At 67.0% G+C, this 26,308-nt stretch carries 18 protein-coding genes and 2 riboswitches; of the genes, 10 read left to right on the top strand and 8 right to left on the bottom strand.

Annotated elements, in window-relative coordinates:
- Window positions 1–38 precede the first annotated feature (38 nt).
- The 3 genes from ACFTWF_RS29410 to ACFTWF_RS29400 all read left to right on the top strand — a co-directional run bounded on the left by ACFTWF_RS29410 (window position 39) and on the right by ACFTWF_RS29400 (window position 4,252).
- Window positions 39–1,403 carry an SLC13 family permease gene (locus ACFTWF_RS29410; protein WP_378464650.1) on the top strand — a complete coding sequence of 455 codons (1,365 nt, stop codon included), beginning with the start codon at window positions 39–41 and terminating at the stop codon, window positions 1,401–1,403.
- Between the two features lie 144 nt (window positions 1,404–1,547).
- Complete coding sequence (locus ACFTWF_RS29405) at window positions 1,548–2,744, top strand: CaiB/BaiF CoA transferase family protein (protein WP_378464649.1); 1,197 nt, start codon at window positions 1,548–1,550, stop codon at window positions 2,742–2,744.
- The gene (locus tag ACFTWF_RS29400) at window positions 2,744–4,252 is read left to right on the top strand and encodes a carboxyl transferase domain-containing protein (RefSeq protein WP_378464648.1); all 1,509 of its coding nucleotides are present in this window, start codon (window positions 2,744–2,746) and stop codon (window positions 4,250–4,252) included. The genes ACFTWF_RS29405 and ACFTWF_RS29400 overlap by 1 nt, the downstream gene beginning before the upstream one ends.
- 41 nt (window positions 4,253–4,293) lie before the next feature.
- Here the strand turns inward: ACFTWF_RS29400 and cycA are convergent, their stop codons facing one another.
- The 6 genes from cycA to gcvP all read right to left on the bottom strand — a co-directional run bounded on the left by cycA (window position 4,294) and on the right by gcvP (window position 13,330).
- A complete protein-coding gene (gene cycA / locus ACFTWF_RS29395) occupies window positions 4,294–5,784 on the bottom strand; it encodes a D-serine/D-alanine/glycine transporter (RefSeq protein ID WP_378464647.1) in 1,491 nt (496 codons plus the stop codon).
- Window positions 5,785–5,939: 155 nt separating this feature from the next.
- Window positions 5,940–6,044, bottom strand: a riboswitch (glycine riboswitch).
- 70 nt (window positions 6,045–6,114) lie between these two features.
- Window positions 6,115–7,497, bottom strand: coding sequence for an L-serine ammonia-lyase (locus ACFTWF_RS29390; RefSeq protein ID WP_378464646.1), 1,383 nt, complete (start codon window positions 7,495–7,497; stop codon window positions 6,115–6,117).
- Window positions 7,498–7,594: 97 nt separating this feature from the next.
- The gene (glyA, locus tag ACFTWF_RS29385; protein WP_378464645.1) at window positions 7,595–8,863 is read right to left on the bottom strand and encodes a serine hydroxymethyltransferase; all 1,269 of its coding nucleotides are present in this window, start codon (window positions 8,861–8,863) and stop codon (window positions 7,595–7,597) included.
- Window positions 8,860–9,264, bottom strand: coding sequence for a glycine cleavage system protein GcvH (gene gcvH, locus ACFTWF_RS29380; protein WP_378464644.1), 405 nt, complete (start codon window positions 9,262–9,264; stop codon window positions 8,860–8,862). Before gcvH ends, glyA begins: the two co-directional genes overlap by 4 nt.
- Before the next feature lie 38 nt (window positions 9,265–9,302).
- Window positions 9,303–10,421 (bottom strand): glycine cleavage system aminomethyltransferase GcvT, encoded by a 1,119-nt coding sequence (gcvT, locus tag ACFTWF_RS29375; protein WP_378464643.1) that lies wholly within the window; start codon window positions 10,419–10,421, stop codon window positions 9,303–9,305.
- On the bottom strand, window positions 10,418–13,330 hold the full coding sequence (gene gcvP, locus ACFTWF_RS29370) for an aminomethyl-transferring glycine dehydrogenase (protein WP_378464642.1): 2,913 nt from the start codon (window positions 13,328–13,330) through the stop codon (window positions 10,418–10,420). The genes gcvT and gcvP overlap by 4 nt, the downstream gene beginning before the upstream one ends.
- 163 nt (window positions 13,331–13,493) lie before the next feature.
- Window positions 13,494–13,586: riboswitch (glycine riboswitch) on the bottom strand.
- Between the two features lie 290 nt (window positions 13,587–13,876).
- Between gcvP and lipA the strand changes: the two genes are divergently transcribed.
- A complete protein-coding gene (gene lipA / locus ACFTWF_RS29365; RefSeq protein WP_378464641.1) occupies window positions 13,877–14,827 on the top strand; it encodes a lipoyl synthase in 951 nt (316 codons plus the stop codon).
- Window positions 14,828–14,865: 38 nt separating this feature from the next.
- Complete coding sequence (gene lpdA, locus ACFTWF_RS29360; RefSeq protein WP_378464640.1) at window positions 14,866–16,236, top strand: dihydrolipoyl dehydrogenase; 1,371 nt, start codon at window positions 14,866–14,868, stop codon at window positions 16,234–16,236.
- A 66-nt stretch (window positions 16,237–16,302) separates the two neighbouring features.
- On the opposite strand, the gene yddG is transcribed toward lpdA, so the two are convergent.
- Window positions 16,303–17,394 carry an aromatic amino acid DMT transporter YddG gene (yddG, locus tag ACFTWF_RS29355; RefSeq protein ID WP_378464639.1) on the bottom strand — a complete coding sequence of 364 codons (1,092 nt, stop codon included), beginning with the start codon at window positions 17,392–17,394 and terminating at the stop codon, window positions 16,303–16,305.
- A 918-nt stretch (window positions 17,395–18,312) separates the two neighbouring features.
- On the opposite strand from yddG, the gene ACFTWF_RS29350 reads away from it, so the two are divergent.
- The 4 genes from ACFTWF_RS29350 to ACFTWF_RS29335 all read left to right on the top strand — a co-directional run bounded on the left by ACFTWF_RS29350 (window position 18,313) and on the right by ACFTWF_RS29335 (window position 23,733).
- Window positions 18,313–19,707 carry a flavin monoamine oxidase family protein gene (locus ACFTWF_RS29350; protein WP_378464638.1) on the top strand — a complete coding sequence of 465 codons (1,395 nt, stop codon included), beginning with the start codon at window positions 18,313–18,315 and terminating at the stop codon, window positions 19,705–19,707.
- 46 nt (window positions 19,708–19,753) lie between these two features.
- Complete coding sequence (locus ACFTWF_RS29345; RefSeq protein WP_378464637.1) at window positions 19,754–20,647, top strand: dihydrodipicolinate synthase family protein; 894 nt, start codon at window positions 19,754–19,756, stop codon at window positions 20,645–20,647.
- Between the two features lie 3 nt (window positions 20,648–20,650).
- Entirely contained in the window at window positions 20,651–22,135 is a 1,485-nt protein-coding gene (locus ACFTWF_RS29340) for an alanine/glycine:cation symporter family protein (protein ID WP_378464636.1), read from the top strand.
- Between the two features lie 86 nt (window positions 22,136–22,221).
- On the top strand, window positions 22,222–23,733 hold the full coding sequence (locus ACFTWF_RS29335; protein ID WP_378464635.1) for an aminobutyraldehyde dehydrogenase: 1,512 nt from the start codon (window positions 22,222–22,224) through the stop codon (window positions 23,731–23,733).
- A gap of 23 nt (window positions 23,734–23,756) precedes the next feature.
- Here the strand turns inward: ACFTWF_RS29335 and ACFTWF_RS29330 are convergent, their stop codons facing one another.
- Window positions 23,757–25,103 carry an MFS transporter gene (locus tag ACFTWF_RS29330; protein WP_378464634.1) on the bottom strand — a complete coding sequence of 449 codons (1,347 nt, stop codon included), beginning with the start codon at window positions 25,101–25,103 and terminating at the stop codon, window positions 23,757–23,759.
- Window positions 25,104–25,263: 160 nt separating this feature from the next.
- Between ACFTWF_RS29330 and ACFTWF_RS29325 the strand changes: the two genes are divergently transcribed.
- On the top strand, window positions 25,264–26,292 hold the full coding sequence (locus tag ACFTWF_RS29325; protein WP_378464633.1) for a YihY/virulence factor BrkB family protein: 1,029 nt from the start codon (window positions 25,264–25,266) through the stop codon (window positions 26,290–26,292).
- Window positions 26,293–26,308 lie beyond the last annotated feature (16 nt).

The following is a 26,308-nucleotide window of genomic DNA, read 5'->3' as shown; positions in this document are numbered from 1 at the left end:
GCCGAGACCATGTCACTGCCACAGAACCGGAGACTCTCGTGTCGACCGAGTTGATTCCCATCCTTGCGCTCGCTGTCATGTTTCTGGCGGCGACCCTGCTGCCCGTGAACATGGGCGCCCTCGGCTTCGTTGCCGCCTTCTTCGTCGGAACCCTGTCGCTGCACATGAGCAGTGACGACATCATCGCCGGCTTCCCCGCCAGCCTGTTCCTGACGCTGGTCGGCATCACCTACCTCTTCGCGATCGCCCAGAACAACGGGACCGTCGACCTGATGGTCCGCGGGGCGGTCCGGCTGGTCCGCGGTCGTGTGGCCCTGATCCCCTGGGTGATGTTCGGGATCACCGCGGTGCTCACCGCGATCGGTGCCCTCGGTCCCGCCGCGGTGGCGATCGTCGCCCCGATCGCGCTCGGCTTCGCCGCCCGCTACAAGATCAACGCTCTCCTGATGGGCATGATGGTCGTGCACGGAGCACAGGCCGGCGGCTTCTCGCCGATCAGCATCTACGGCGTCACGGTCAACGACATCGCGTCCAAGGCGGGATTGACCAGCAGTCCGCTCACCCTGTTCCTCGGCAGTCTCCTGTTCAACGCCGCGATCGGTGTACTTCTCTTCGTCTTCCTCGGCGGTCGGAACCTGATCGGGCGCAGCGTGCACGACGACGGCCCCGAGGATTCGGCAGAAACCGTCGGCGGCGGGTCGGGCGGCGGAGTTCCCGCGACCGGCGGCGGCTCGGGCTCGGGCGGAGCCACCGCGACCAAGGTGCGCCCCATGCCGACGGTCGCGGACTCGCCGGCTCGTCCCCGTGTCACGTTCGATCAGGCCCTCACCCTCGTCGGCCTCGCCGCGCTCGCCGTGTTCTCGCTGATCCTCGACCTGGACGTGGGCTTCATCTCGATGACGGTGGCCGTCGTCCTGGCGCTCGCCTCGCCGAAGGCTCAGAAAGGCGCCATCGCTCAGATCAGCTGGTCGACGGTTCTGCTCATCGGCGGCGTCCTCACCTTCGTGGGAGTGCTGCAGGAGGCGGGAACCGTCGAGTACGTCGGCAATGCGGTGGCGAGCCTCGGCCTGCCGCTCCTCGTTGCCCTCCTCCTCTGCTACATCGGGGCCATCGTCTCCGCCTTCGCCTCGTCCACCGCGATTCTGGGGGCGACCATTCCGCTCGCGGTTCCGTTCCTGCTCGCGGGTGAGGTCGGCGCGGTGGGAGTCATCGTCGCGCTCGCCATCTCCTCGACCATCGTCGACGTCAGCCCGTTCTCGACCAACGGCGCCCTGGTGCTCGCCAATGCCCAGAACGTCGACCGCGACCGGTTCTACAAGCAGATCCTGAAATACAGCGCGCTCGTCGTCGCCATCGGGCCGCTCGCGGCCTGGGCGATCCTCGTGGTGCCCGGCTGGCTCTGACCGTCGCCGGGTAGGAGTCCGGCACATTCTTCGGCTCTTGACATCGGCCGGGACAGATGTTTCATTTAATTGGCTAGTCCACTAGGTCACTGAACCAACAATCCAGATATCGCGGCTCTCGCCAGGAAGTAACGGTGGTTGCACATGTCCACGAAAACGATGGAGCGAACCGGTCCGCTGCAAGGCGTGGTCGTCGTCGATCTGACCCGCGCACTCGCGGGCCCGCACGCGGCGATGATGCTCGGCGACCTCGGCGCGGAGGTCATCAAGGTGGAGACCCCGCACGGCGGCGACGACACCCGCGGCTGGGGACCCCCCTTCGTGGACCCGGCCGACGGCGAGCGGGAATCGACGTACTTCCTGTCCGCGAACCGGAACAAGAAGTCGATCACCCTCGACCTCAAGGCCGACGACGGACGTGGCACCCTCGAGTCCCTGGTCCGGCGCGCGGACGTCCTCATGGAGAACTTTCGCACCGGTGTCCTCGACCGCCTGGGATTCACCACCGAGCGCCTCGCGGAACTGAACCCCCGCCTGGTGATCCTGTCCATCAGCGGTTTCGGTCACGACGGACCCGAAGGCGGACGCGCCGGCTACGACCAGATCGCCCAGGGCGAGGCCGGGCTGATGTCGCTGACCGGACCGAATCCCGACGACGTCCAGCGCGTCGGCGTCCCCATCGCGGATCTGCTGGCCGGCATGTACGGGGCGTTCGGCGTCGTCGCCGCCCTGCAGGAACGCGAACGCACCGGACGGGGCCGCGTGGTGCGCACGTCGTTGCTGGCCAGCGTCGTCGGCGTGCACGCCTTCCAAGGGACGAAGTGGACCGTCGCCGGCGAGGTCGGCGAGGCGCAGGGCAACCACCATCCGTCCATCTCCCCGTACGGCCTCTTCCGCACCGCCGACGGCGCCGTGCAGATCTCGGTCGGCAGCGAGGGGCTGTGGAAGCGGTTTTGCGCCGGCTTCCATCTCGACCCCGACGCCCCCGGCATGGCCACCAACCCCGAACGCGTCGAAAACCACAAGCAGGTCCTGGAACTGGTCGAGGACGCGTTCGGCGCATACACCAGCGACGAACTTCTCATCGAACTCGACCGCATCGGGGTTCCTGCCGGGCGGGTCCGGACGATCTCCGAGGTCTACGAATGGGAGCAGACCAAGTCGCAGGGATTGCTCGTCGACGTCGACCACCGCACGCTCGGCACCATCACCCTGCCCGGCCCGCCGCTGCGGTTCTTCGACTCGGACGGCACCGAGGTCACCGAGACTCGGCACACCGCTCCGCCCGTCCTCGGCGCGGACACCGACACCGTGATGTCGTGGCTGAAGGAATGCAGCTGATGGCACGCCTGACTGCACCCGAACTGCTCGACCTCGTCGCCGACACCGGAACCTGGGAGTCGTGGGACACCGCCCCCATCCCCGTCGCGGCGGATTCCGAGTACGCCGACGAACTGCTGCGCGCACAGCAGAAGACCGGCCTGGACGAGGCGGTTCTGACCGGGACGGCCACCATCCGCGGCCGTCGCACCGCAATCCTGATCTGTGAGTTCGGCTTTCTCGGCGGTTCCATCGGGGTGGCCGCGGGCGAGCGTCTGGTCGCCGCGATACGCCGCGCCACCCGTGAGGGCCTCCCACTCCTCGCCCTCCCCACGTCGGGCGGGACGAGGATGCAGGAAGGGACCACCGCGTTCCTGCAGATGGTCAAGATCACGGCGGCGGTGATCCGGCACAAGGAAGCGCACCTGCCCTACCTCGTTTATCTCCGGAATCCCACGACCGGCGGCGTATTCGCGTCCTGGGGGTCGCTGGGCCACGTCACGATCGCGGAGCCCGGAGCGCTCGTCGGATTCCTCGGACCGCGGGTGTTCGAGGCGCTGTACGACTCGCCGTTCCCGGCCGATGTCCAGACCGCCGAGAACCTGCATGCGCACGGACTCATCGACGCGGTGCGGCCGCCGGACCAGCTCGCCGAGATCGTCGACCGGGCGCTGCGCATCATCACCTCCGGTCGCGGTGGCCGGCCGTCGCTCGCCGATGTGCCCGTGCGCGAGACCTTGCCGGACGTCCCCGCGTGGGAGTCGGTGGTCGCCTCGCGCCGCGAGGACCGGCCCGGAGTGCGCGACGTCATGTTCCACTCCGCCTCGGATGTTCTTCCGCTCAACGGAACCGGGCAGGGGGAGAACGACCCGGGTCTGATCCTCGCCCTCGTCCGGTTCGGTGACATGCCCTGCGTCCTGCTCGGTCAGGACCGTCGCGGGCAGACCACGCGGTCGCCGCTCGGCCCGGCCGCCCTGCGGGAAGCACGCCGGGGAATGCGGCTGGCGGCGGAATTGAACCTGCCACTGGTGACGGTCATCGACACCGCGGGAGCGGCGTTGTCGAAGGAGGCCGAGGAAGGCGGGCTCGCCGGCGAGATCGCACGCTGCATCGCCGACATGGTCTCCCTCAACGTTCCCACGATCTCCCTGCTGCTCGGGCAGGGCACCGGCGGCGGCGCACTCGCGTTGATCCCGGCCGACCGGGTACTCGCGGCCCGGCACGGCTGGCTCTCACCCCTGCCGCCCGAAGGGGCGAGCGCGATTCTGCACCACGACATCGCGCACGCGCCGGAGATGGCTGCCCGGCAGGGGATCCGGTCGTCCGATCTCCTCACGAGCGGCATCGTGGACGAGGTGATTCCCGAATATCCCGACGCGGCAGAGGAATCCGCGGCATTCTGTACGCGCGTCGGCGCGGTGCTCCACCGCGAGTTGTCGCTGCTCGACGCGACGGACACCGCCCAGCGACTCTCCGAACGTGCGGAGCGATTCGACCGGATCGGTCTGTTGCAACCCGCACCTGCATGATCACGGTGCCGGGATCCCGATCGGATCCCGGCACCGTGTGCCTACTCGTGGTGCGTCGCGGCGATCTCCGCGCGGAACGCCGCTTCGCGGGCCTGGTGCCCGGGGCGGCGCCGGAGGATCGACCATGCCACGCCGAGGATCGCGAACCACACCGGAGTCACCAGCAACGCATGCAGGGTGTCGTCCTTCTGGGTGAGCGCCCAGATCAGGAAGCCGAAGAAGGCGAGCACGACGTAACACATCACGACGCCGCCGGGCATCCGGAACGTCGATGCCGCGTGCAGATGCGGGCGACGCTTGCGGTACACCACGTAGCTGATCAGAATGATCGACCAGACGAACATGAAGAGCAGCGCGGAGATCGTCGTCACCAGGGTGAACGCGGCGATGATCGAGTTTCCGGCCGCGACCATCGCGACGCCGGCCAGAAGGAAGACACCCGACAGCATCAGGGCATTCGCCGGGACGTGGCGCCGGGTCAGTGTGCCGAACCGCGTCGGGGCGTCACCCTCCTGCGCCAGGCCGTAGACCATCCGCGAGGTGGAGTAGATGCCGGAATTCGCGGACGATGCGGCGGACGTCAGCACCACGAAGTTGATGACGGAGGCGGCGATGCCCAGACCCGCCAGGGTGAACATGGTGACGAACGGACTCTTGTCCGGGAGGATGTCACGCCACGGCGTGACGGAGATGATGACGACGAGTGCCACCACGTAGAACAACATGACGCGCACGGGGATGGAGTTGATCGCGCGGGGAAGATTCTTCTCCGGATCCTTGGCCTCCGCCGCTGTCGTGCCGACGAGTTCGATACCGACGAAGGCGAACGTCGCGATCTGGAACCCGGCAACGAAACCCATCGGGCCGGTGGGGAAGAGACCGCCGTCGTTCCACAGGTTCGAGAAACCGGCGACGGCACCGTCGGGTGACGTGAAGTGGGTGAAGATCATCACGAGTCCGACGACGATCAGGCCGCCGATAGCGAGGATCTTGATCAGGGCGAACCAGAACTCGGTTTCACCGAAAGCCTTGACCGTGGGCAGGTTCAGCGCGATCAACAGTACGACCGCGCCGAGAGCGGGGATCCACAGCGGGAGATCGTGCCACCAGTACGTGACATAGCCGGCGATGGCGATGATGTCGGCGATGCCGGTGACGATCCAGCAGAACCAGTACGTCCATCCAGTGAAGAATCCCGCCCACGGCCCGAGCAGGTCCCCGGCGAAATCGGAGAAGGACTTGTAGCTCAGATTCGAGAGCAGAATCTCGCCCATCGCCCGCATCACGAAGAACAGCATGAAGCCGATGATCATGTAGACGAAGATGACGGACGGGCCGGCGAGTGAAATCGTCTTACCCGAGCCCATGAAGAGACCGGTGCCGATGGCGCCGCCGATGGCGATCAGCTGGATGTGGCGATTGGACAGCTGGCGCGAGAGATGCGCGCCTCCCGAATCGCTGTCCTGTGGAGACGGGCTCGGGTCGGGAGGTGAGGCGACGGAGGCACGGGTCGGATTCGTTCGTTCGGACAAAGGAACTCCGTGTGGTCGTTGACGCGCAAGGCACGCCACGGTGGGTGGGCTGCCTCCCCGCTCTGTCATCGACCTGAGAGTTTCCGCGAGTGACGACCCGCTTGCCCCATCGGTGAGTCGACCCGGAATTGCAGTCGACCGCTTTCCAGAGGTGCCGTGCCGCGGCGGTACAGGTGCCTGAGAGTTTCCCGGGGAGGATTTGCTCCTTCGGCGCCCGCTGATCCAGATGGTGGAGGGCGGAACTCTCCCGCCGCGGCTCAGTGGCTTCTTCCGTTATGTGATCTGCCTCATACCATACCGTGAATAGCGTTCTGCCTCAATAGATGTGCGTCAGCATTCGACGAGATTCACCGACACGTTCACGGCGAGACCCCCGGTGGAGGTCTCCTTGTACTTCGAACTCATGTCGGCGCCGGTGGCCCGCATCGTCTCGATCACCTGATCCAGGCTCACCCGGTGGGTTCCGTCGCCGCGCAGGGCCATCCGGGCGGCGTTGATCGCCTTGCCCGCCGAGATGGCGTTGCGCTCGATGCACGGGATCTGCACCAGACCCCCGATGGGATCACACGTCAGACCCAGACTGTGTTCCATCGCGATCTCCGCCGAGTTCTCCACCTGTTCCGGGCTTCCGCCGAGGATCTCGGCGAGACCGGCGGCGGCCATCGACGCGGCGGACCCCACCTCACCCTGGCAGCCCACCTCGGCCCCGGAGATCGACGCCCGCTCCTTGTACAGGGATCCGACGGCACCGGCCGCAAGCAGGAAGCGCACCGCCGTGTCGTCCGGATCGGACCTTCCGGCGGGGGTGTAGTGCACCGCGTAGTGCAACACCGCCGGGATGATGCCGGCGGCGCCGTTGGTGGGGGCGGTGACGATCCTGCCGCCGGAGGCGTTCTCCTCGTTGACGGCGAGGGCCACCAGGTTCACCCAGTCCTCCGCGAACGCGGGATCACGTTCGGGGTCTTCCACATTCAGCCGCTCGTACCAGCCGCGGGCGCGGCGCCGCACCCGCAGACTGCCGGGCAGGTACCCGTCCCGGCTGATGCCGCGTCGCTGGCACTCGACCATCACGTCGCGAATGTGCAGAAGCCGCGCCCGGATCTCCGACTCGGGTCGGAGAGCCCGTTCGTGTTCGAGCATGACCTCGCTGATCGTGAGACCGTAGTGCTCGGTGAGATCCAGCAATTCGCGCGCCGACCCGAACGACAAGGTGTTCGCGACAGCGCCGACGGACACCTCCGGTTCGTCGTCGGTGACGACGAACCCGCCGCCGATCGAATAGTACGTCTGCGCACGAAGTTCGCGGCCGCCCGCACCGATTGCGGTGAGGGTCATGGCGTTCGGGTGGAAGTCGAGGACGGTCAGCGGATGCAGTACCATCTCGTCTTCCGCGAGCGCGATGTCCACCACGCCGCCGAGACGGATGCGCCTACTCGCCCGCACCGCCTCCAGCCGCGTCTCCATCTCCTCCGTGGCGATGGTCTCCGGTCGGTACCCCTCGAGACCGAGGAGAATCGCGGACATGGTGCCGTGGCCCGCACCGGTGGCCGCGAGCGATCCGTACAGATCGACGCGAACACCGGCGACGTCACCGAGCAGTGCGAGTGTGCCGAGCTCGTCGACGAACGTGCCCGCCGCCCGCATCGGCCCGACCGTGTGCGAACTGGACGGGCCGATGCCGACCGAGAACAGGTCGAACACACTGATGGTCACGAGGTGAGATCCTTCCCGAGCATCGCAGCGAGTACCGCAGCGCAGCGAGGAACGCAGTGAGGAGCGGAGGGACGGATCGCGCCGGGAATCCTGCTCATTACAGCCCCGGGTAGAGGGGGTATTTGTCCGCGAGGACGCGAACCTGGGCGGCCAGTGCGGTCGTGTCCGCGTCGGCGGGGGCGACCAAGGCCTGGGCGATCAGGTCGGCGACCGTCACGAAGTCGTCCCGGCCGAAGCCGCGTGCGGCCAGTGCCGGTGTGCCGATCCGCAGTCCGGACGTCACCATCGGCGGCCGCGGATCGAACGGAACGGCGTTGCGGTTGACGGTGATTCCGATCGCGTCGAGCCGATCCTCGGCCTGCTGCCCGTCGATGTCGGCATCCCGCAGATCGACGAGGACGAGGTGAACGTCCGTGCCGCCGGTGAGGACACTGATTCCGGCTTCCTTGACGTCGGGACGGCTGAGGCGCTCGGCGAGTACCTTGGCCCCGTCGAGGCAGCGTTCCTGACGCTCCGCGAACGCGGGTTCGGCGGCCATCTTGAATGCCGTTGCCTTACCGGCGATCACGTGCTCGAGCGGTCCGCCCTGCTGGCCGGGGAAGACGGCGGAGTTGATCTTCTTCGCGATGGCCGCATCGTTGGTCAGGATGATCCCGCCGCGGGGGCCGCCGAGCGTCTTGTGCGTCGTCGACGTCACGACGTGCGCGTGCGGCACCGGGGACGGGTGGAATCCGGTGGCCACGAGACCGGCGAAGTGGGCCATGTCGACCATCAGGTAGGCGCCGACCTCGTCCGCGATCTCCCGGAACCGGGCGAAGTCCAGCTGGCGCGGGTAGGCCGACCAGCCGGCGATGATCAGCTGCGGACGGTGTTCGCGCGCCGCCTTCGGGACCTCGTCCATGTCGATCAGGTAGTCCTTCTCGGACACCCCGTACGCCGCCACGTTGTAGAGCTTGCCGGAGAAGTTCAGGCGCATGCCGTGGGTGAGGTGGCCGCCGTCGGCGAGGGAGAGTCCGAGGATCGTGTCACCGGGTTTGATCAGCGCGTGCATCACCGACGCGTTCGCGGTGGCGCCGGAATGCGGCTGCACGTTGGCATATTCGGCGGCGAAGAGGGCCTTGACGCGGTCGATGGCGAGCTGCTCGATCGAGTCGACGTGCTCGCACCCGCCGTAGTAGCGGCGTCCGGGGTACCCCTCGGCGTACTTGTTGGTCAGCACGGAGCCCTGCGCCTGCATGACCGCGAGCGGTGCGTGGTTCTCCGACGCGATCATCTCGAGGCCGGTGCGCTGCCGCTCGAGTTCCTTGCCGATCAGTGCGGCCACATCGGGGTCGAAATCCGCGAGGTCGCGGTTGAGGACGCTCATGCGTTCGCTCCGTTCTTCTCGGCGTACTCGGCGGCGGTGAGGAGCTCGCCGGCGTCGGACGGCTGGACGGCGAACAGCCAGCCCTCCCCGTACGGGTCGGAGGTGACCAGGCCCGGGTCGTCGACGGCGGCGGTGTTGATCAGGGTCACGCGACCGCTGACCGGCGGGTACAGCTCGGAGACGGTCTTGGTCGATTCGACCTCGCCGCATGCTTCGCCGGCGACGATGGTGGCGCCGACTTCGGGCAGATCGACGAAGACGAGTTCGCCGAGCGAATTGACGGCGACGGACGTGATGCCGACGCGGACGGGTTCGTCGGGGAGGGCGTCGCCCGGCGCGATCAGGACCCACTCGTGGTCGTCGGTGTAGCTACGGTCGTCGGGGAAAGCTGCTGAAGACATGGGTGCACCTTTTCGGGGCCGAAGGGAGTGGGGACGGTTCAGGAACGGCGATAGAACGGCGACGGGGTGACCACGAACGGTTCCTTCTTGCCACGGATGTCGACGGTCAGTTCGGTGCCGGGTTCGCGGAGCGCGACGTCGACGAACGCCAGTGCGATCGGATGCCCGAGCGTCGGCGACAGGGCGCCCGACGTGATCGTGCCGACCGCGCGGTCGCCGGACGCGTCATGGACGGTGTAGTCGGCGCGGGCGGCGCGGCGACCGGTGCCCGCGAGGCCGACGAGCACCCGCTGAGGAGCCTGCTCGGACAGCGCCTGCAGCGCCTCCCGGCCGATGAACTCCTTGTTCAGCCGGACCACCTTGCCGAGACCGGCCTCGTACGGGTTCGTGCCGAGGGTCAGTTCGTGTCCGTAGAGCGCCATGCCCGCCTCGAGCCGCAGGGTGTCGCGGCAGGCGAGACCGGCGGGGACGCCGTCGCGGGCCGTGGTCGCGTCGAGGAGTGCGCGCCACAACTGCACGGCCTGCTCGTTCGGGACGTACAGCTCGAATCCGTCCTCGCCGGTGTAGCCGGTGCGGGCCAGGAGGACGTCGATGTCGGCGACGACCGCCCGGGTGACCGCGTAGTACTTCAGCGCCGCGACGTCGGCCACCTGCCGGTCGGGGACGAGGGACTGCACGATGTCCTGCGCGGCCGGTCCCTGTACCGCGATCAGCGCGGTCTCCGCGGACTGGTCGTCGACCGTCGCCGAGAATCCCTCGGCGCGTGCCGCCAGTTCGCGGTACACGGCCGGGGCGTTGGCGGCGTTGGCGACCACCAGGAACTGCTCGTTTGCGAGGCGGTAGACGACGAGGTCGTCGATCACGCCGCCATCCGCGTTGCACAGCAGCGAGTACTTGGCGCGGCCGACGCCGATCTTCGACAGCTCGCCGGCGAGTGCATAGTCCAGCAGCGCACCGGATTCGGGCCCGGCGACGGCGATCTCACCCATGTGCGAGAGGTCGAACAGTCCGGCGGTCTTGCGGACCGCATGGTGTTCGGCGAGTTCGCTGTCGTACTTCAGCGGCATCTGCCAGCCCGCGAAGTCGGTGAAGTGGGCGCCGAGCGAATCGTGCTCGCCCAACAGCGGGGACGCGGGCGTGGTGGTGGTGAGGGTCATGCGAAGGCCTCCTCGGGGGTCTCGGCGATGGCCGGAGAATCGATGTCGGTGGTGTTCTCGAAGGCCTCGGGCGCGGGGCACGAGCACACGAGGTTGCGGTCGCCGTGCACGCCGTCGATGCGGCGAACCGGAGGCCAGTACTTGCTGCCGCGCAGCGACGCGACCGGGAAGGCGGCGAGGTGGCGCGGGTAGGGCAGGTCCCAGGTGTCGGCGGTGACCTGCTCCGCGGTGTGCGGGGCCTGACGCAGCGGGCTGCGCTCGAGCGGCCACACGCCCTCGCCGACCAGATCGATTTCCCGGCGGATCGAGATCATCGCCTCGATGAAGCGGTCGAGTTCGGCCAGATCCTCGGATTCGGTCGGTTCGACCATCAGGGTGCCGTTGACCGGGAACGACAGGGTGGGAGCGTGAAAACCATAGTCGATCAACCGCTTTGCGACGTCCTCGGCGGTCACGCCGGTCGCCTTCGTGACCGGGCGCAGGTCCAGGATGCACTCGTGCGCCACCAGACCGGACGGCCCGGTGTACAGGACGGGGAAGTGCGCGTCGAGGGACTTCGCGACGTAGTTGGCGGCGAGCACCGCGGTCTTGGTGGCCTCGGTCAGCCCGTCCGGGCCCATCAGCGCGATGTACGCCCAGGTGATCGGCAGGATTCCGGCGGACCCGTAGTTTGCCGCCGACACCGGGGTGCCGAGCTGGTCGCCGCCGAGCGGGTTGCCGGGCAGGAACGGGGCCAGGTGCTTGCGCACCGCGACCGGGCCGACGCCGGGGCCACCGCCGCCGTGCGGAATGCAGAACGTCTTGTGCAGGTTCAGGTGCGACACGTCGCCGCCGAACTTGCCGGGCTGGGCCAGCCCGACGAGGGCGTTGAGGTTCGCGCCGTCGACGTACACCTGACCGCCGGCCTCGTGCACGAGATCGCACACCGTCCGCACATCGTTCTCGTACACGCCGTGCGTGGACGGGTAGGTGAGCATGATCGCGGCGATCGTGCCCTCGTGGGCGGTGATCTTCGAGCGCAGGTCGTCCAGGTCGATGTTGCCGTTCGACGCCGTCGCGACCACGACCACCCGCATGCCGGCGAGCACCGCGGAGGCGGCGTTGGTGCCGTGCGCGGACTGCGGGATGAGGCAGATGTCGCGGCCGAGGTCGCCGCGGCTCTCGTGGTAGCCGTTGATCGCGAGCAGTCCGGCGAGCTCGCCCTGCGATCCGGCGTTGGGCTGCAACGACACCCGGTCGTATCCGGTGATCTCGCTCAGCCACCGCTCGAGCCCGCGGATCAGCTGCAGGTAGCCGCTGGTCTGCTCGACCGGAGCATACGGGTGGATGGACGCGAAACCGGGCCAGCTGATCGGTTCCATCTCCACGGCGGAGTTGAGCTTCATCGTGCAGGAGCCGAGCGGGATCATGGTGCGGTCGAGAGCGAGATCCTTGTCCGACAGCGCGCGGAGGAAGCGGAGCATCGCCGTCTCGGACCGGTGCTCGTGGAACACGTTGTGCCGCAGGTAGGTCGACGTCCGCAACAGCGACTGCGGCAGCCCCGACGCCGTGCCGGCCTGGGCTCCCGCGCCGAACGCGGACAGGACCCGGTCCACGATCTCGTCGGTGGTGCACTCGTCGCACGCGATCGCGACGTGGTCCGCGTCGACCAGTCGCAGGTTGATGCCGTCCCGGTCGGCGCGATCGACGACGTCGCGCGCCCCGGCCGGAACGCGCACCAGCACGGTGTCGAAGAAGCTGTCGTGCACCACCGAATGTCCGGCCGCGCGCAGACCGGCCGCGACGGCGGTCGCGTGAGAATGCACCCGGGTCGCGGTGGCGCGCAGCCCTTCCGGGCCGTGGTAGGCGGCGTACATCGCGGCGACGTTGGCGAGCAGGGCCTGTGCGGTACAGATGTTGCTGGTCGCCTTGTCGCGGCGGATGTGCTGTTCGCGGGTCTGCAGCGCCAGCCGGTACGCGGGGTTGCCGTCGACGTCGACGGACACCCCGACCAGCCGGCCGGGGAGCATCCGCTCGAGACCGTCGCGCACCGCCATGTAGCCGGCGTGCGGACCACCGAAGAACAGGGGCACACCGAAGCGCTGGGCGGAGCCGACCGCGATGTCTGCGCCCTGCTCACCGGGCGGGGTGAGGAGCGTCAGCGACAGCAGGTCGGCGGCAACCGTGGTGAGCGCCCCGCGCTCCTTGGCGGCGGCGATGAGCGGGGCCAGGTCGCGCACCTGCCCGCTCGCGCCGGGTGCCTGGAACACGACGCCGAACAGGTCACCGTCCGGAAGTCCGCCGGTCAGGTCGGTCACCTCGACCTCGATGCCCACCGACTTGGCCCGGCCGCACACCACCGCGAGGGTCTGCGGCAGGCAGTCGGCGTCGACGACGACGCGGGGCGTCGACGACTTCGCCTTGTTCGCGCGGCGCATCAGCAGCACCGCTTCCATCACCGCGGTGGCCTCGTCCAGCAGGGACGCGCCGGCGAGGGGGAGGGCCGTCAGGTCTTCGATGACGGTCTGGAACGTCAGCAGCGCCTCCAGCCGGCCCTGGGAGATCTCCGGCTGATACGGGGTGTACGCGGTGTACCAGGCGGGCGACTCGAGCATGTTCCGGCGCAGTACCGCGGGGGTGATGGTGTCGGAGTACCCGAGGCCGATCATCTGGACGCGGGTGTCGTTGCGCTCCGACAGCGTCCGAAGGTCGGCGAGAACCTGCTGCTCGGACCGCGCCGCGGGCAGGTCCAGGGACTCCGAGCTGCGGATCTGGTCGGGTACGGCGGCATCGATGAGCTGATCGAGCGTGTCGTACCCGAGGGCGCCGAGCATGCGCTCGGTGGCGGACGCGTCGGGACCGATGTGACGTGACGGAAAATCGCTGGTGAGCGGCGCGGCGTGGCGCGCGTGACGGGTTTCGACTGGCACGAGGTGACTCCGGTTTCGTTGAGTCCGGACCGCACCGGACGTCGACTAGGGGCACCTCCCCGCTCTGTCCTGAAACCTGAGAGTTTGGGCCCACCGCAACTGCGGCGTGCTCTTCACCTTCGGTAAGTACCGGCCTACGGCCGATCCTGTTCTCCAGAGTTGCCTCTACGCTGCGGTACTGGGGCCTGAGAGATTCCCGGGGAGGAACTTGCTCCTACGGCGCCTCCGAAAGCGGAGGTTCTCCCGCTGCGCGTCAACGGCGTCTTCAGTTGTGATTTGCCAAACAGTACACACGCGTGGCGGGTTTGTCTCCCCGGGCTCCTCCACGGTCGCCGGGCGGCGACGATCTTGCCAAAACGCCTCGTCGTTTGGCATCCTCGACTGATCTTCGCTCGGACGTGACCGCACACGCAGAGCGACGAGAGCCCAGATAGCCACAATTGCAACGGTTGTCGTCGCGTGCTCGCCTTCCCCTCACTTTCCTCCGTGCCGTGCTGCCGGGGGGTCGCATACCGACCGGTTTCGACCGGCCGTAGGAGTTTCTCTATGACTGCATTCCCCGAACCGCAGACCGTCGCTCCCGCAGGCCGCCGCCTGCTCCGTCTCGAAGTCCGCAATGCTCAGACCCCGGTCGAACGCAAACCCCCGTGGATGAAGGTGCAGATGCGCACCGGACCCGAATACCGGAAGCTCGCCGCGCTCGTCGACCGCGAGGATCTGCACACGGTGTGTCAGGAAGCGGGATGTCCCAACATCTTCGAATGCTGGGAGGACCGGGAGGCGACGTTCCTCATCGGCGGGAGCCAGTGCACCCGGCGGTGCGACTTCTGTCAGATCGACACCGGCAAGCCGGCAGAACTGGATCGCGGCGAGCCGAGACGTGTCGCGGAATCGGTCCGGACGATGGGACTTCGCTACGCCACCGTCACCGGCGTCGCCCGCGACGATCAACCCGACGGCGGCGCGTGGCTGTACGCCGAGACGGTGCGGCAGATCCACGCGCTGTGTCCGGGCACCGGCGTCGAACTGCTCATTCCCGACTTCAACGCGGACCCGGCACAGCTCCGCGAGGTGTTCGACACCCGCCCGGAAGTGCTGGCGCACAACGTGGAGACCGTTCCCCGGGTGTTCCGTCGTATCCGGCCCGCGTTCACCTACGAGCGGTCCCTCGACGTGATCACCCGGGCGAGGGAGGCCGGCCTGATCACCAAGTCGAATCTGATCCTCGGGCTGGGGGAGACGACGGACGAGGTGATCCAGGCTCTGCGGGATCTGCACGCGGCCGGGTGCCAGTTGATCACGATCACCCAGTATCTGCGGCGGTCGGCCCGGCACCATCCGGTGGAGCGGTGGGCGAAACCCGAGGAGTTCACGATGCTCGACCAGACCGCCCGCGAGATCGGATTCCTCGGTGTGCTGTCCGGTCCGCTCGTCCGATCGTCGTACCGGGCCGGCCGCCTGCACGCGGAGGCCGTCGCCGCCACCTCGACCCACTGACCTCTACACCCCTCATCCTGTCCAGCTAGGAGTTGCCCATGTCCAGATCTGCAGACGTCGTCATCCTCGGTGGTGGTTCCGGCGGTTACGCGGCCGCCATCCGCTCGGCCGAACTCGGCCGCTCGGTCATCCTGATCGAAGAGAACGAACTCGGCGGCACCTGCCTGCATCAGGGGTGCATCCCGACCAAGGCACTGCTGCACGCCGCCGAAGTCGCCGACAGTGCCCGCACGGCGTCACAGTTCGGTGTCGAGGTCGCGTTCGGCGGAGTCGACCTCGAGAAGGTGCTGAGCTACAAGAACACGATCGTCACCCGGCTGCACAAGGGGCTACAGGGCCTCGTCGACTCGCACGGCATCACCGTCGTCAACGGTCGCGGACGGTTGGTCGGGCCCAACGGTGTCGAGGTCGACGGCGAGCTGATCACCGGTGCCACCGTGGTGCTGGCAACGGGGTCGTCGCCGAAGACGGTGCCGGGCATCGCCATCGGCGGCAGGGTCGTCACCAGTGACCAGGCGCTGGTGCTGCCGTCGGTCCCGAAGAAGGCGATCATCCTCGGCGGCGGCGTCATCGGCGTCGAATTCGCCAGTGTGTGGGCGTCGTTCGGTGCGTCGGTCACGATCGTCGAGGCTATGCCCCGGCTGGTGCCGAACGAGGACGAGACGGTCTCCAAGTACCTCGAGCGTGCTTTCCGTCGTCGCAAGATCGCCGCGAAGACAGGCGTGCGGGTGACGGACGTGACGCAGGACGACGATTCGGTGTCCGTCACTCTCGACTCCGGGGACGTGCTCGACGCCGACGTCGTGCTGGTCGCGGTCGGGCGCGGTCCGAACACCGACTCGATGGGATACGAGCAGACCGGAGTGGTCCTCGATCGGGGATTCGTGGTGACCAGCGACCGACTGCGCACCACGGTTCCGAACGTCTATGCGGTCGGCGACATCGTCGCCGGGTTGCAGCTTGCGCACCGCGGTTTCCAGCAGGGCATCTTCGTGGCAGAGGAGATCGCGGGGCTCCGTCCGGACGTCATCGACGAGACCGGGATCCCGCGGGTCACCTACTCCCACCCCGAGGTGGCGTCCGTCGGGCTGACAGTGAGCGCGGCCCGCGAGAAATTCGGTGAGGACGTCGAGACCGTCACCTACGACCTCGCCGGGAACGGCAAGAGTCAGATCCTGAAGACGTCGGGAGCGGTGAAACTCGTGGTGGCGCCGGACGGTGTCGTGGTCGGCGTGCACATGGTCGGCGACCGCGTCGGTGAGCTGATCGGTGAGGCGCAGCTGCTGTACAACTTCCAGGTCGAGGCCGCCCAGGCGGCGAAATTCGTGCACGCCCACCCCACCCAGGGCGAGGCACTCGGTGAGGCCCTCCTCGCCGTGGCCGGCAAGCCTCTGCACGTCCACGCCTGAACGCAGGTGAGTGGCAAAGTGTGCTGACGCACGCTTTGCCACTCACCTGGGGGTCCTGCTGGGGTGCTAGCTTCCCGACCGGGCATCGACCGGCACTCGAGGTGCCGAATGGTGATCGCTGACGATGGTGACCGCGCATTCCACGCGCGTACCGAGCAGCGAACGAACGACGGCGGACTCTTCGAGGCGAGGCTCGTCGACCGGCTGCTCGTCGAAAATCTGCTCGTCGAGTGCGCTGGTCTCTTCGGGAACCTCGACGGCTGCCTTCGGTTCGCGGGTAGCCAGCCAGCACAGGATTGCTCCGATGCACACCACAGCGGTTCCCACCCAGAACGTCAGCCCGAGTGCCGTGGCCAACATCAGCGACGAGAAGGCCGCGGACAGTACGGGCGTGAAGTACGAAGCCGCGGCGAGCAACGTCATGTTTCCGCGAAGGATTCCGACATTCCACAGGGCATAGCCGAAGCCGATCGCGCACGCCGCCACCACCGTCGCCGCGATTGCGGTGAAGCTCAGGTGCATGGGCTCGTGGTCCGACAGGAGGTACATGCACCAGAACGACACGGCCGTCAGCGTGAAGAACGGCGTGATGCCGTTGTTCCCGTTCGCGAACATCTTGGTGACGGTGCAGTAGCCCGCCCAGATCAGTGCGCCGGCGAACGCGAGGGCGTAACTCAGGGGGTTCGAGCGCACGTTGTCGAGGGTGCCGGTGATGTCCAGTCCAGCGTCACCGCCGAGAACCACTGCGATGCCGGCCACGGACAGCACGATGCCGGGCAGAATGAGGCGCGAAGCCTTCTGTCCCGCGAACACGATCGCGAACACCACCGTCAGGCTGGGCCACAGATAGTTGACGATCCCGACTTCGATTGCCTGCCTCGGGGTGTCGGCCAGTCCGATTGCGAGGGCGAAGCACACCTCGTACGCGGCGAACATCACCGCACCTGTGACGAGATACGTCCGGCTGAAGTCCTTGAACTTGGGCCACCCCACAGTCACCGACAACAGAACCGCGCAGCAGGAGTAGATCATCGCGGCACCGCCGATCGCTCCCAGGCTATCGGTGACCAGACGGATCATTCCGACCATCGAACTCCACAACACAATCGCCAACAGCCCCGCCGCGGTGGCACTTCGGCTCGACTTGGTCGCTCCCACAACAACTCCTCCTCTGCGTACTCGTGGATTCGCGGTGAATCCCGTTACTTGTATCGATTCGCCTGGACTGCACCGGGTTTCGGGCGCTGTCGCCCGCCGCCGGGAAACTCGCACTACTGGAACCGAAGACCTGGTGTGCATCGCGACCGTGAGTGACTCTGCCGCTTACACTTCGGTAACAAGAATGTAATCTGTGATCACATACGACGGCAAGATCTTCACCAGTGAAACGCGCCACTGTCGAGATGGGGAACGCTCAGACCGATTGACCTCGCGCACATTTCAGCCCGCGAGCGCCGAAGGGGGCGTCGCGTTCGTCTGTTCTTTCGGGGTCGCGCCCTAAACAACACCGTGTTCCCGCACGACGCGGGGGAGCGCCCTGATTTCCGTGTCCCGGTCGGCCGCCGCGATCGCAGGCGTGGTCGAGCCGGAGGCTTCCTACCCGATGCTCAGCGCTGTCGAGGGCACATCCGCGACGCCGGCGGCGCACTCGTCGACAGCTCGGTGGGAACGCTGCTCCCGACGTGGAGCGGAGCGTTCGACGGGGACGCTCCTCCTCGCCGCCGGGCTCATATCGATCTCCTTGTGTATTGATATATCAGTCATAGACTACACGGGCATCGACATCGGCCGCGGTCGCCTGCCGTGTGCTTGCGGCCGGGTCCCGCTAGACGCTCGGGCCCGCTGCGCGATTTGCGCCTTCGATCACATCTCGGGGGTTGTGTGATCTGTGATCACATATTACTCTGATGGCACGGGTATGACCGGCATCACTGTTTATCCCATAAGGCGACGCATCCGGACTGCGTGCTCTAACGGAGCCACTGCAGGGCGGAATGCGCGCCCCGAAGCACGAACTTGCCACGAACTCGCCACCACTTCCGGCGAGAGACACGGCCCCAGCGAAGGAGTATCGAAGTGCGAGATGTAGTTGTAGTCGGCGCCGGCCTGGCCGGTCTCTCGGCGGGCTGGCGGTTGCGGCACTGGGACACCCTCGTCCTGGAATCCGATGAGCGCGTCGGTGGACGCATCAAATCCGAGCGACGCGGATCGTACTGGCTGAACTGGGGTGGCCACGTTTTCGCCGGGCCCGGATCCTCCACCGACGCCCTGCTCAACGAGGCCGGCGTCATGTCGGTCGACATTCCCGGGTCGCTGCAGGCACTCGCCATGAACGGGAAGTTCCTTCGCAAGGGCCATATCGCCACGTACCCGTTCCGGATCCCCATGTCGCTCTCGGCGCGGGTGGCGACCATGCGGGCCGGCATGAAGGTTGTTGCCGGTGTCGGAAAGTACACCGGAGTGGTGCGCAAGCGCAGCGGCGAGTCCGGCGCGATGCGCCAGCAGCGAATCTACGACTTCGCGAACAACGAATCCTTCCTCGACTTCGTCGGCGACCTGCCCGAGGACGCGGCTGCGCTGTTCAAGACCACCGTCACCCGGTCGGCTGGAAACATGGACCAGATCTCGGCGGGCGCCGGCATCGGATACTTCAGCCTGGTGCTCGGCTTCGGACAGGGCCTCAGCCGCGGCATCGTCGGCGGGCCGTCCACCCTCACCGAAGCCCTCGCCGCGGCGCTGGGCGACCGCGTTCAGCTGGGTGCCGCGGTACACGAGGTCGTGCACAAGAAGGACTCGGTGATCGTTCGCTACCGTCAGGACGGACGCGACCACGAGGTGGAGGCGCGAACGGTCGTGCTGGCCACGACCGCGGACGTGTCCCACCGCGTCGGTGTCGACCTGCCGGAGAACCTGCGCGACGCGCTCTCGCAGATCAAGTACGGCCCCCACGTCAGCTCGGCGTTCCTCACCGACGAAACGACGAAGCGTCCGTGGGACGACATCTACGCCATCGCCGCCCCGAAGCGTTCCTTCGCCATCGCGCTCAACCAGGCGAGCATCGTCCGTGGCACCGAGTCGGTCCGGCAGCCCGGCGGCAGCTTCATGACGTTCTCGCCCGCGGCGCTGGGCAGCGCACTGCTCGACAAGAGCGACGACGAGGTTGTGAAAACTCACCTCGCCGACCTCGAGCAGATCCTCGGGCCCGGGTTCTCCGACACGGTCGTGGAGGCAAAGGCCGCACGGTGGAAGAACGCATCGCCGTACAGCTTCCCCGGTCGCGCAAAGCTTCAGCCCACGCTGACGCGCGGAGCCGGTCGAGTCTTCCTGGCCGGCGACTACCTCGGAACGCTCTACACGGAAACCTCGATCACCTCAGGGTTCTCCGCGGCCCAGGAGGTCGTCAGCGTGCTCGCCACCCATCGTCAGACCCGGCACGCGGACGAGCTTCCCGTCCACTCCGTCAGCGCCTGACCTTCCCCACACCCGAACACGTCTCAACGATCTAGGAGTCATCTCGATGTCCAAGCAACTCAGTGGTGTCCTCACCGCCTTGACCACCCCGTTCGACGCCGACGAGCTCATCGACACCGACAAGCTCAAGCGCGTGGTCGACCGCTCGATCAAGGCCGGCGTCGACGGCGTCGTCGCGGCCGGATCGACCGGTGAGGTCGGGGCACTGTCGTCGACCGAGCGCGAGCGTCTCGTCGACACGGTCATCGAGCACACCGACGGCCGGGTTCCCGTCATCGCCCAGACCGGTGCCACGTCGACGGCAGAGGCCATCCGCCTCTCGCGCGCCGCCGAGAAGTCGGGCGCAGACGTGCTCATGCTGATCACCCCGTTCTACGAGCCGCTCTCGGTCGACGAGACGGTGGCATACATCAAGGACGTCGCGTCGTCGGTGGAACTGCCGGTCATGCTGTACAACATCCCCGCAGTCACCGGTGTGAACCTCGACCCCGGAACCGTCCGGTCCCTCGCCGAAGAGGTCGACAACATTCGGTACATCAAGGACTCGAGCGCGAACTGGGAACAGGCACTGCAGCTGATCCACCACCACAGCGATGTGATCGGCACCTTCATCGGCTGGGATCCGTACCTGTACGGCGCCCTCGTCGAGGGAGCTGCCGGTGTCATGGCCGGTACCGCCAACGTGGTTCCGGACGAGATCGTCGCCGTCAACCGGCTCATCGTCGACGGTGACCTGCGCGGCGCCCTCGCCAAGTGGCGCGACCTGTACCCGGTAATCGACGCGCTGATCTCCGTTCCCTTCATTCCCGCCGTCAAGGCAGGTCTCGCTCTGCTGGGCGAACCGGTAGGCGCGCCCCGCCGACCGACCGCCGAACTCTCCGCACAGCAGGTCGAGAACATCGGACAGGCGCTGAAGACGCTCGCAAAGGGAACAGGCTAAGTCATGGGCCTCGACTGGGCCGAGACACTCACCACCCTGGCGGACGGCATCTGGGGACCGATGGCCTACGTGGTCCTCGGCCTCGGGGTCGCATACACCGTGGCCACCAAAGGCATTCAGTTCCGACGCATCCCGGACATGATCCGGCAGCTGAGGGAGACCAGCGAAAGCGAAGGCGGACTGTCGTCCTTCCAAGCACTCGTACTCGCACTCGCCAGCCGAGTGGGTGTCGGAAGCATCGCAGGTGTCGCGACGGCGGTCGGCGGAGGTGGACCGGGCGCTCTGCTCTGGATGGCCGTGACGGGACTGGTCGGCTGTACCGTCGGTTATGCCGAGGCAACCCTCGCGCAGGTGTTCAAACGTCAGGTAGAGGACGAAGACCGGAAGAAAGCCAACGAAGACATCGGTGGCATGCCGTACTACATCAAGTACGGACTGAAACTTCCCAAGGTCGCGGGCCTCATCGCGTTTCTCGGTCTGGTCGGCTACGGCTTTCTGTTCCCCGGATTTCAGGTCAGCACCATCGCCTCGAGTGCGCGGCTGGCTTTCGGAGCACCGACCTGGGTGCCTGCCGTGTTGATGACCGTCATGATTGCTCTGGTGATCTTCGGTGGCACCACTCGAATCGTCAAGGTCACACAGACTCTCGTGCCGGTTCTCGCCATCGGGTACCTGACGTTGGCGGTCGCGGTGATCGTCGCGAACATCGAAAATGTGCCGGACGCAGTCAAGCTGATCGTGAACTCGGCCTTCGGCATCGACCCTGTGCTGGGCGGTATCGCAGGCGCTGCGGTCGCGTGGGGCGTACGCCGGGCGGTCTTCGCATCAGCCAACGGAATCGGTGAGGCGACGTTCGCCGCCGCGGCGGCGCGGACGTCCCACCCCGGCAAGCAGGGTCTCGTCCAGACGTTCAGCATCTACATCGATGTTCTGCTGATCTGCATGGCAACAGGGCTGATGATGGTGGTGTCCGGCCAGTACAACGTCTCCGACGGTGCGGGCGGCCACCTCGTCGAGAACCTTCCGGGTATGGAGGCCGGACCGAACTGGGTCCAGAAGGCCATCGACACCCTGGTGCCCGGGTGGGGCGCGGCGTTCATCGCGATAGCGGTGTTCCTGTTCGGCTTCACCTGCCTCATCGTGTACTTCTACGTGGCGAACTCGAACCTGTTGTTCCTGTTGAACGGGCGGAACGGGCCGGTATCGAAGATGGTCCTCAAGGTGGGCACGCTCGTGATCGTGTTCCTGGGTTCGATCGTGAACGCCGGACTCGTCTGGGCAATCGGCGATATCGGGCTCGGGCTCATCGCCTGGATCAACCTCTTCTGCCTGGTGTTGCTCTTCCCGCTCGTCAGACGGGTGTACCGCGACTACGAGCAACAGAGGAAGCGCGGACTCGACCCCACCTTCGATCCGAAATCTCTCGGCATCGAAGGAGCCGAGTTCTGGGAGTCGAACACCGTCTCCGAACGCAGCGTCTCGCGTTGAGGCGTTTCCGCAACCGCCCGCCGCGTCACAGCTGACCGCCCCATGCAATTCCGTTACTTGCCAGTCGATTTTGGAGGTTCACCCCGATGTCCAACACCACCCTCACCGGACACGTCGCCGTCAGCCGAGCAGCTGGTGGTTCATTGAACGTCCGGGACGATCTGCCGCCGACCCAGCACTTCATCGCCGGAGCGTTCGACGCCGTCGACGCCTCGGGTCCCCACACCGACGTCGTCGACCCGAGTACCGAACAGGTCATCGCCGCGGTACCCCAGGGGACCGTCGCCGACGTCGACCGAGCGGTTGCGGCCGCGGTCGCCGCCAAGAACGACTGGGCCGGACTCGTTCCCAAGGAACGCTCGACTCTGCTGCACCGCATCGCGGACCGGATCGAGCAGAACTCCGAGGTGCTGGCGCGACTCGAATCTGCCAACACCGGAAAACCTTTCGAGGTGTCGAACGATGACGTCGCGGGCACCGTCGACACCTTCCGGTTCATGGCCGGCGCGCTGCGTGCGACCACGTCGATGGCAGCCGGGGACTACGCCGAGAACCACCTGTCGGTGATCCTGCGGGAACCGCTCGGTGTGGTCGGCGTCGTTACTCCGTGGAACTATCCGCTGCTGATGGCGGCGTGGAAGATCGCGCCGATCCTCGCGGCCGGAAACACGTTGGTCATCAAGCCGTCCGAGCAGACCCCTCTGACGACACTGAAATTCGCCGAACTCGTCGCCGACCTCCTTCCGGCGGGCGTGTTCAATGTGGTGACCGGACTCGGACCGACCGTGGGGGCGCGGCTGAGCGAGCATCCGGACATCGACATGATCGCCCTGACCGGATCGGTGGGCAGCGGTAAGGCCGTCGCACGTGGGGCCGCGGACACGCTCAAGCGCGTCCATCTCGAATTGGGTGGCAAGGCGCCCGTGGTGATCTTCGACGACGCCGATCTCGACGACGCCGCGGTGTCGCTGCGTGCGGCCAGCTACTGGAACTCGGGCCAGGAATGCGGTGCGGCATGCCGCATCCTCGTCCACGAGTCGGTCGCCGATGCGTTCACCCAGAAGCTGGTCGACCAGGTGAGCACGTTCGTGGTCGGCGAGCCGGGAGCGGGCGACGACGTGGAAATCGGGCCCCTGGTGTCCAAGGCGCACTTCGAGCGGGTCGCCGCCTACCTGGAACGTGCTGCCCAGCAGGGAATCACCGCCGCAATCGGTGGAACCCGGCTGGACGGACCCGGCTACTTCATTGCACCGACCGTGCTCGTCGGAGTACCCGATGGTGCCGAATGCGCTCGTGAGGAGATCTTCGGTCCCGTCGTCACCATCGAGACCTTCACCGACGAGGACGAGGCGATCCGCCGCGCGAACGACGTTCCGTTCGGCCTCTCGGCATCCGTCTGGACCGAGAACGCCCGGCGCAGCCATGACGTCGCTGCCCGGATCGACGCCGGAACGGTGTGGGTCAACTCCCACCTCGTGCTGGCCAACGAAGTTCCGTGGGGTGGGTTCAAGGGATCCGGTTACGGGCGCGACCTGTCGATCTACGCTCTCGACGACTACTCACGCACCAAGCACGTCATGCACAACCACGGTCGCTGATTCGCGGCGCCCCGCTAGCCGCCTCAGTGGGCGGTCAGCGGGGCGTCCGCGTCGGCGTCCACACGTGACTTCTCGAGTCGCAGCCGCGACACGGCGAGTCCGGCCAGGACGAACGACACGGCGACGAGGAGATACAGCTGGGTGGGCGACCAGTCGCGGTCGAGGAGGGCGCCCGCGACGATCGGTGACGCGATGGCGCCGACCCGGCCGATGCCGATACCCCAGCCGACGCCGGTGGCGCGGACGGACGGCGAGTAGACCGACGGCGTGATCGCGTACAGCCCGGCGATGCAGCCGTTGGCGAAGACGCCGATGAGGGCGCCGAGCCCGAACGCGACGACGATCGACGCGGTGGCGGGAACGAAGACCGCCAGGAGAAGGCCGGCGATGGCCATGTACGCGATGAGCACGCGCTTCAGGGCGAACCGCGCGGACAGCGCGCCGAGGAGCGTCGCACCGAAGATGCCGCCGAGGTTGAGCAGAACACCGCCGGTGACACCCTGATTCGCGGACATGCCCGCCTCGACCAGCAGCTTCGGGGTCCAGCTGGTGACGAAGTAGAAGCCGAACATCGCCATGAAGAACGCGAACCACACCAGAAGGGTGCGGCGGCGCCGCTCGGGTGACAGGAGTACACGCACCGCGAACCCGGCGTCCGCGGTGGCGGTGGCACGCGGCGCGGGCAGGTCGTCCAGCGGCGGTTGACCGACCCGCACGGCGAAGGCGTTGACGCGGTCGAGGGCGTTGGCCGGTCGCCGGACGAGCAGGAAGTCGATCGATTCTGGAAGCCGGACGAAGACGACCGGAAGGATCGCGGCCGTGCACACCCCGCCGAACAGGAACACCGTGCGCCAGCCCAGCGAATTCTGCAGCACGACCGCGATGATTCCGCCGACCGTCGCGCCGACGGCGTAACCGGTGGAGTTGAGACTCACGGCAAGACCACGCCAGCGGTTCGACGCGTACTCACTGGCAATGACGTTGCTGCTGGCGAGGATTCCGCCGATACCGACGCCGGTGAGGGCACGGAGCAGGCCGAGCTGGATCGCGTTCTGACTGACCGCCGACAGCAGCATGCCCGTCGACGCGAGCGCCAGGCACAGCAGGATCATGGCGCGGCGACCGATGGTGTCGGCCCACGGTGCCAGGAACAGCGACCCCGCGGCCATGCCGAACAGTCCGGCGCTGAGCAGAAGGCCGACGACGGAGCCGGACAGATCCCATTCCTGCGACACCGACTGCGCGGTGAATGCCATGACGAGGACGTCGAAGCCGTCGAGCACGTTGAGTAGACCGCAGATGGCGATGGCGCCCCATTGGTAGCGCGTCATCGGGCTGTGGTCGATGCGTTCGCGGAGGTCGAATTGCATACGCGGGACCTGCTCTTCCTGGAGGCGGGATGTGAGGTGGCTCACGACTCACTTACCGTGGCGGACGGGTCACCCGTTTCCAACTCCGTTTCCGAATGCCGGAATGTCGGGCACGGCGCGTCGCAGTTTCCGTGCGCCGGGATTCGGGTAGGCGTGATCGATGACAGACGATCGGCACGTAGAACCGGACCCCGACGATCCGCGTAAGCCGGATTCGCCTGTGGACCTGACGAAACCGTCGTGGTGGTACGTCGTCCGGAAGACGGCGCACGAGTTCACACGCGATCAGTGCACCGACCTCGCGGCCGCACTGACGTACTACGCGGTCCTCTCGCTGTTCCCCGCGCTGCTTGCTCTGGTCTCGTTGCTGGGAGTGTTCGGGCAGGGACAGCGCACCACTGATGCGGTCCTGCAGATGGTCGACGATCTCGGGCCGTCCTCCGCTGTGGACACGTTGCGCGCCCCGATCACGCAACTGGTCGAGACGCCGACCGCGGGGATGGCCCTGGTCCTCGGCCTGCTCGGCGCGGTCTGGTCGGCGTCCGGGTACATCGGGGCGTTCGGACGCGCCATGAACCGCATGTACGAAGTGGAGGAGGGGCGTCCGGTGTGGAAGCTCCGGCCGCTGATGCTCGCGGTCACCGTCGCCGGTCTGATCCTGGTGGCCGCCGGCGCGGCGATGCTCGCCCTGAGCGGTCCCGTCGCCCGCTCGGCCGGTGACGCAATCGGACTCGGCGACACCGCCCTGACCGTGTGGAACATCGCCCGCTGGCCGTTCGTCCTCGGCATCGTCGTGGTCGCCGTCGCCATCCTCTACTACGTCACACCCAACGTGAAGCAACCGAAATTCCGCTGGATCAGCGCCGGTGCATTCCTCGCCATCGTCACGTGGATCGTCGCGTCGGTGCTGTTCGGTCTCTACGTCGCGAACTTCGGCAGCTACAACAAGACCTACGGATCGCTGGCCGGCGTGATCGTGTTTCTGCTCTGGCTCTGGATCACCAATCTGGCACTCCTCTTCGGCGCGGAACTCGATGCCGAACTCGAGCGCGGACGGGAGTTGCAGGCCGGGATGCCCGCCGAGGACGAACTGCAATTGCCGCCTCGCGACACCCGGGCATCGGACAAGAACGCCGAGAAGTACGAGAACTTTGTGCGCGAGGGCAGGGCATTGCGTGACCGCCCGTGAGTACTTGTCAACCCCC

The sequence above is a fragment of the Rhodococcus sp. NPDC056960 genome (assembly GCF_042674125.1).
Classification (GTDB): Bacteria; Actinomycetota; Actinomycetes; order Mycobacteriales; family Mycobacteriaceae; genus Rhodococcus_F.
The sequence above is the reverse complement of the archived record's forward strand: the minus strand, read 5'-3'. Positions and strand labels throughout refer to the sequence as shown.

What these genes read in the sequence shown, in the direction of transcription:
- ACFTWF_RS29405 (WP_378464649.1), top strand. Translation starts at nt 1,548, where the DNA reads ATGTCCACGAAAACGATGGAGCGAACCGGTCCGCTGCAAGGCGTGGTC.
- ACFTWF_RS29400 (WP_378464648.1), top strand. Translation starts at nt 2,744, where the DNA reads ATGGCACGCCTGACTGCACCCGAACTGCTCGACCTCGTCGCCGACACC.
- glyA (WP_378464645.1), bottom strand. Translation starts at nt 8,863, where the DNA reads ATGAGCGTCCTCAACCGCGACCTCGCGGATTTCGACCCCGATGTGGCC.
- gcvH (WP_378464644.1), bottom strand. Translation starts at nt 9,264, where the DNA reads ATGTCTTCAGCAGCTTTCCCCGACGACCGTAGCTACACCGACGACCAC.
- gcvT (WP_378464643.1), bottom strand. Translation starts at nt 10,421, where the DNA reads ATGACCCTCACCACCACCACGCCCGCGTCCCCGCTGTTGGGCGAGCAC.
- lipA (WP_378464641.1), top strand. Translation starts at nt 13,877, where the DNA reads ATGACTGCATTCCCCGAACCGCAGACCGTCGCTCCCGCAGGCCGCCGC.
- lpdA (WP_378464640.1), top strand. Translation starts at nt 14,866, where the DNA reads ATGTCCAGATCTGCAGACGTCGTCATCCTCGGTGGTGGTTCCGGCGGT.
- ACFTWF_RS29345 (WP_378464637.1), top strand. Translation starts at nt 19,754, where the DNA reads ATGTCCAAGCAACTCAGTGGTGTCCTCACCGCCTTGACCACCCCGTTC.
- ACFTWF_RS29340 (WP_378464636.1), top strand. Translation starts at nt 20,651, where the DNA reads ATGGGCCTCGACTGGGCCGAGACACTCACCACCCTGGCGGACGGCATC.
- ACFTWF_RS29335 (WP_378464635.1), top strand. Translation starts at nt 22,222, where the DNA reads ATGTCCAACACCACCCTCACCGGACACGTCGCCGTCAGCCGAGCAGCT.
- ACFTWF_RS29330 (WP_378464634.1), bottom strand. Translation starts at nt 25,103, where the DNA reads ATGCAATTCGACCTCCGCGAACGCATCGACCACAGCCCGATGACGCGC.
- ACFTWF_RS29325 (WP_378464633.1), top strand. Translation starts at nt 25,264, where the DNA reads ATGACAGACGATCGGCACGTAGAACCGGACCCCGACGATCCGCGTAAG.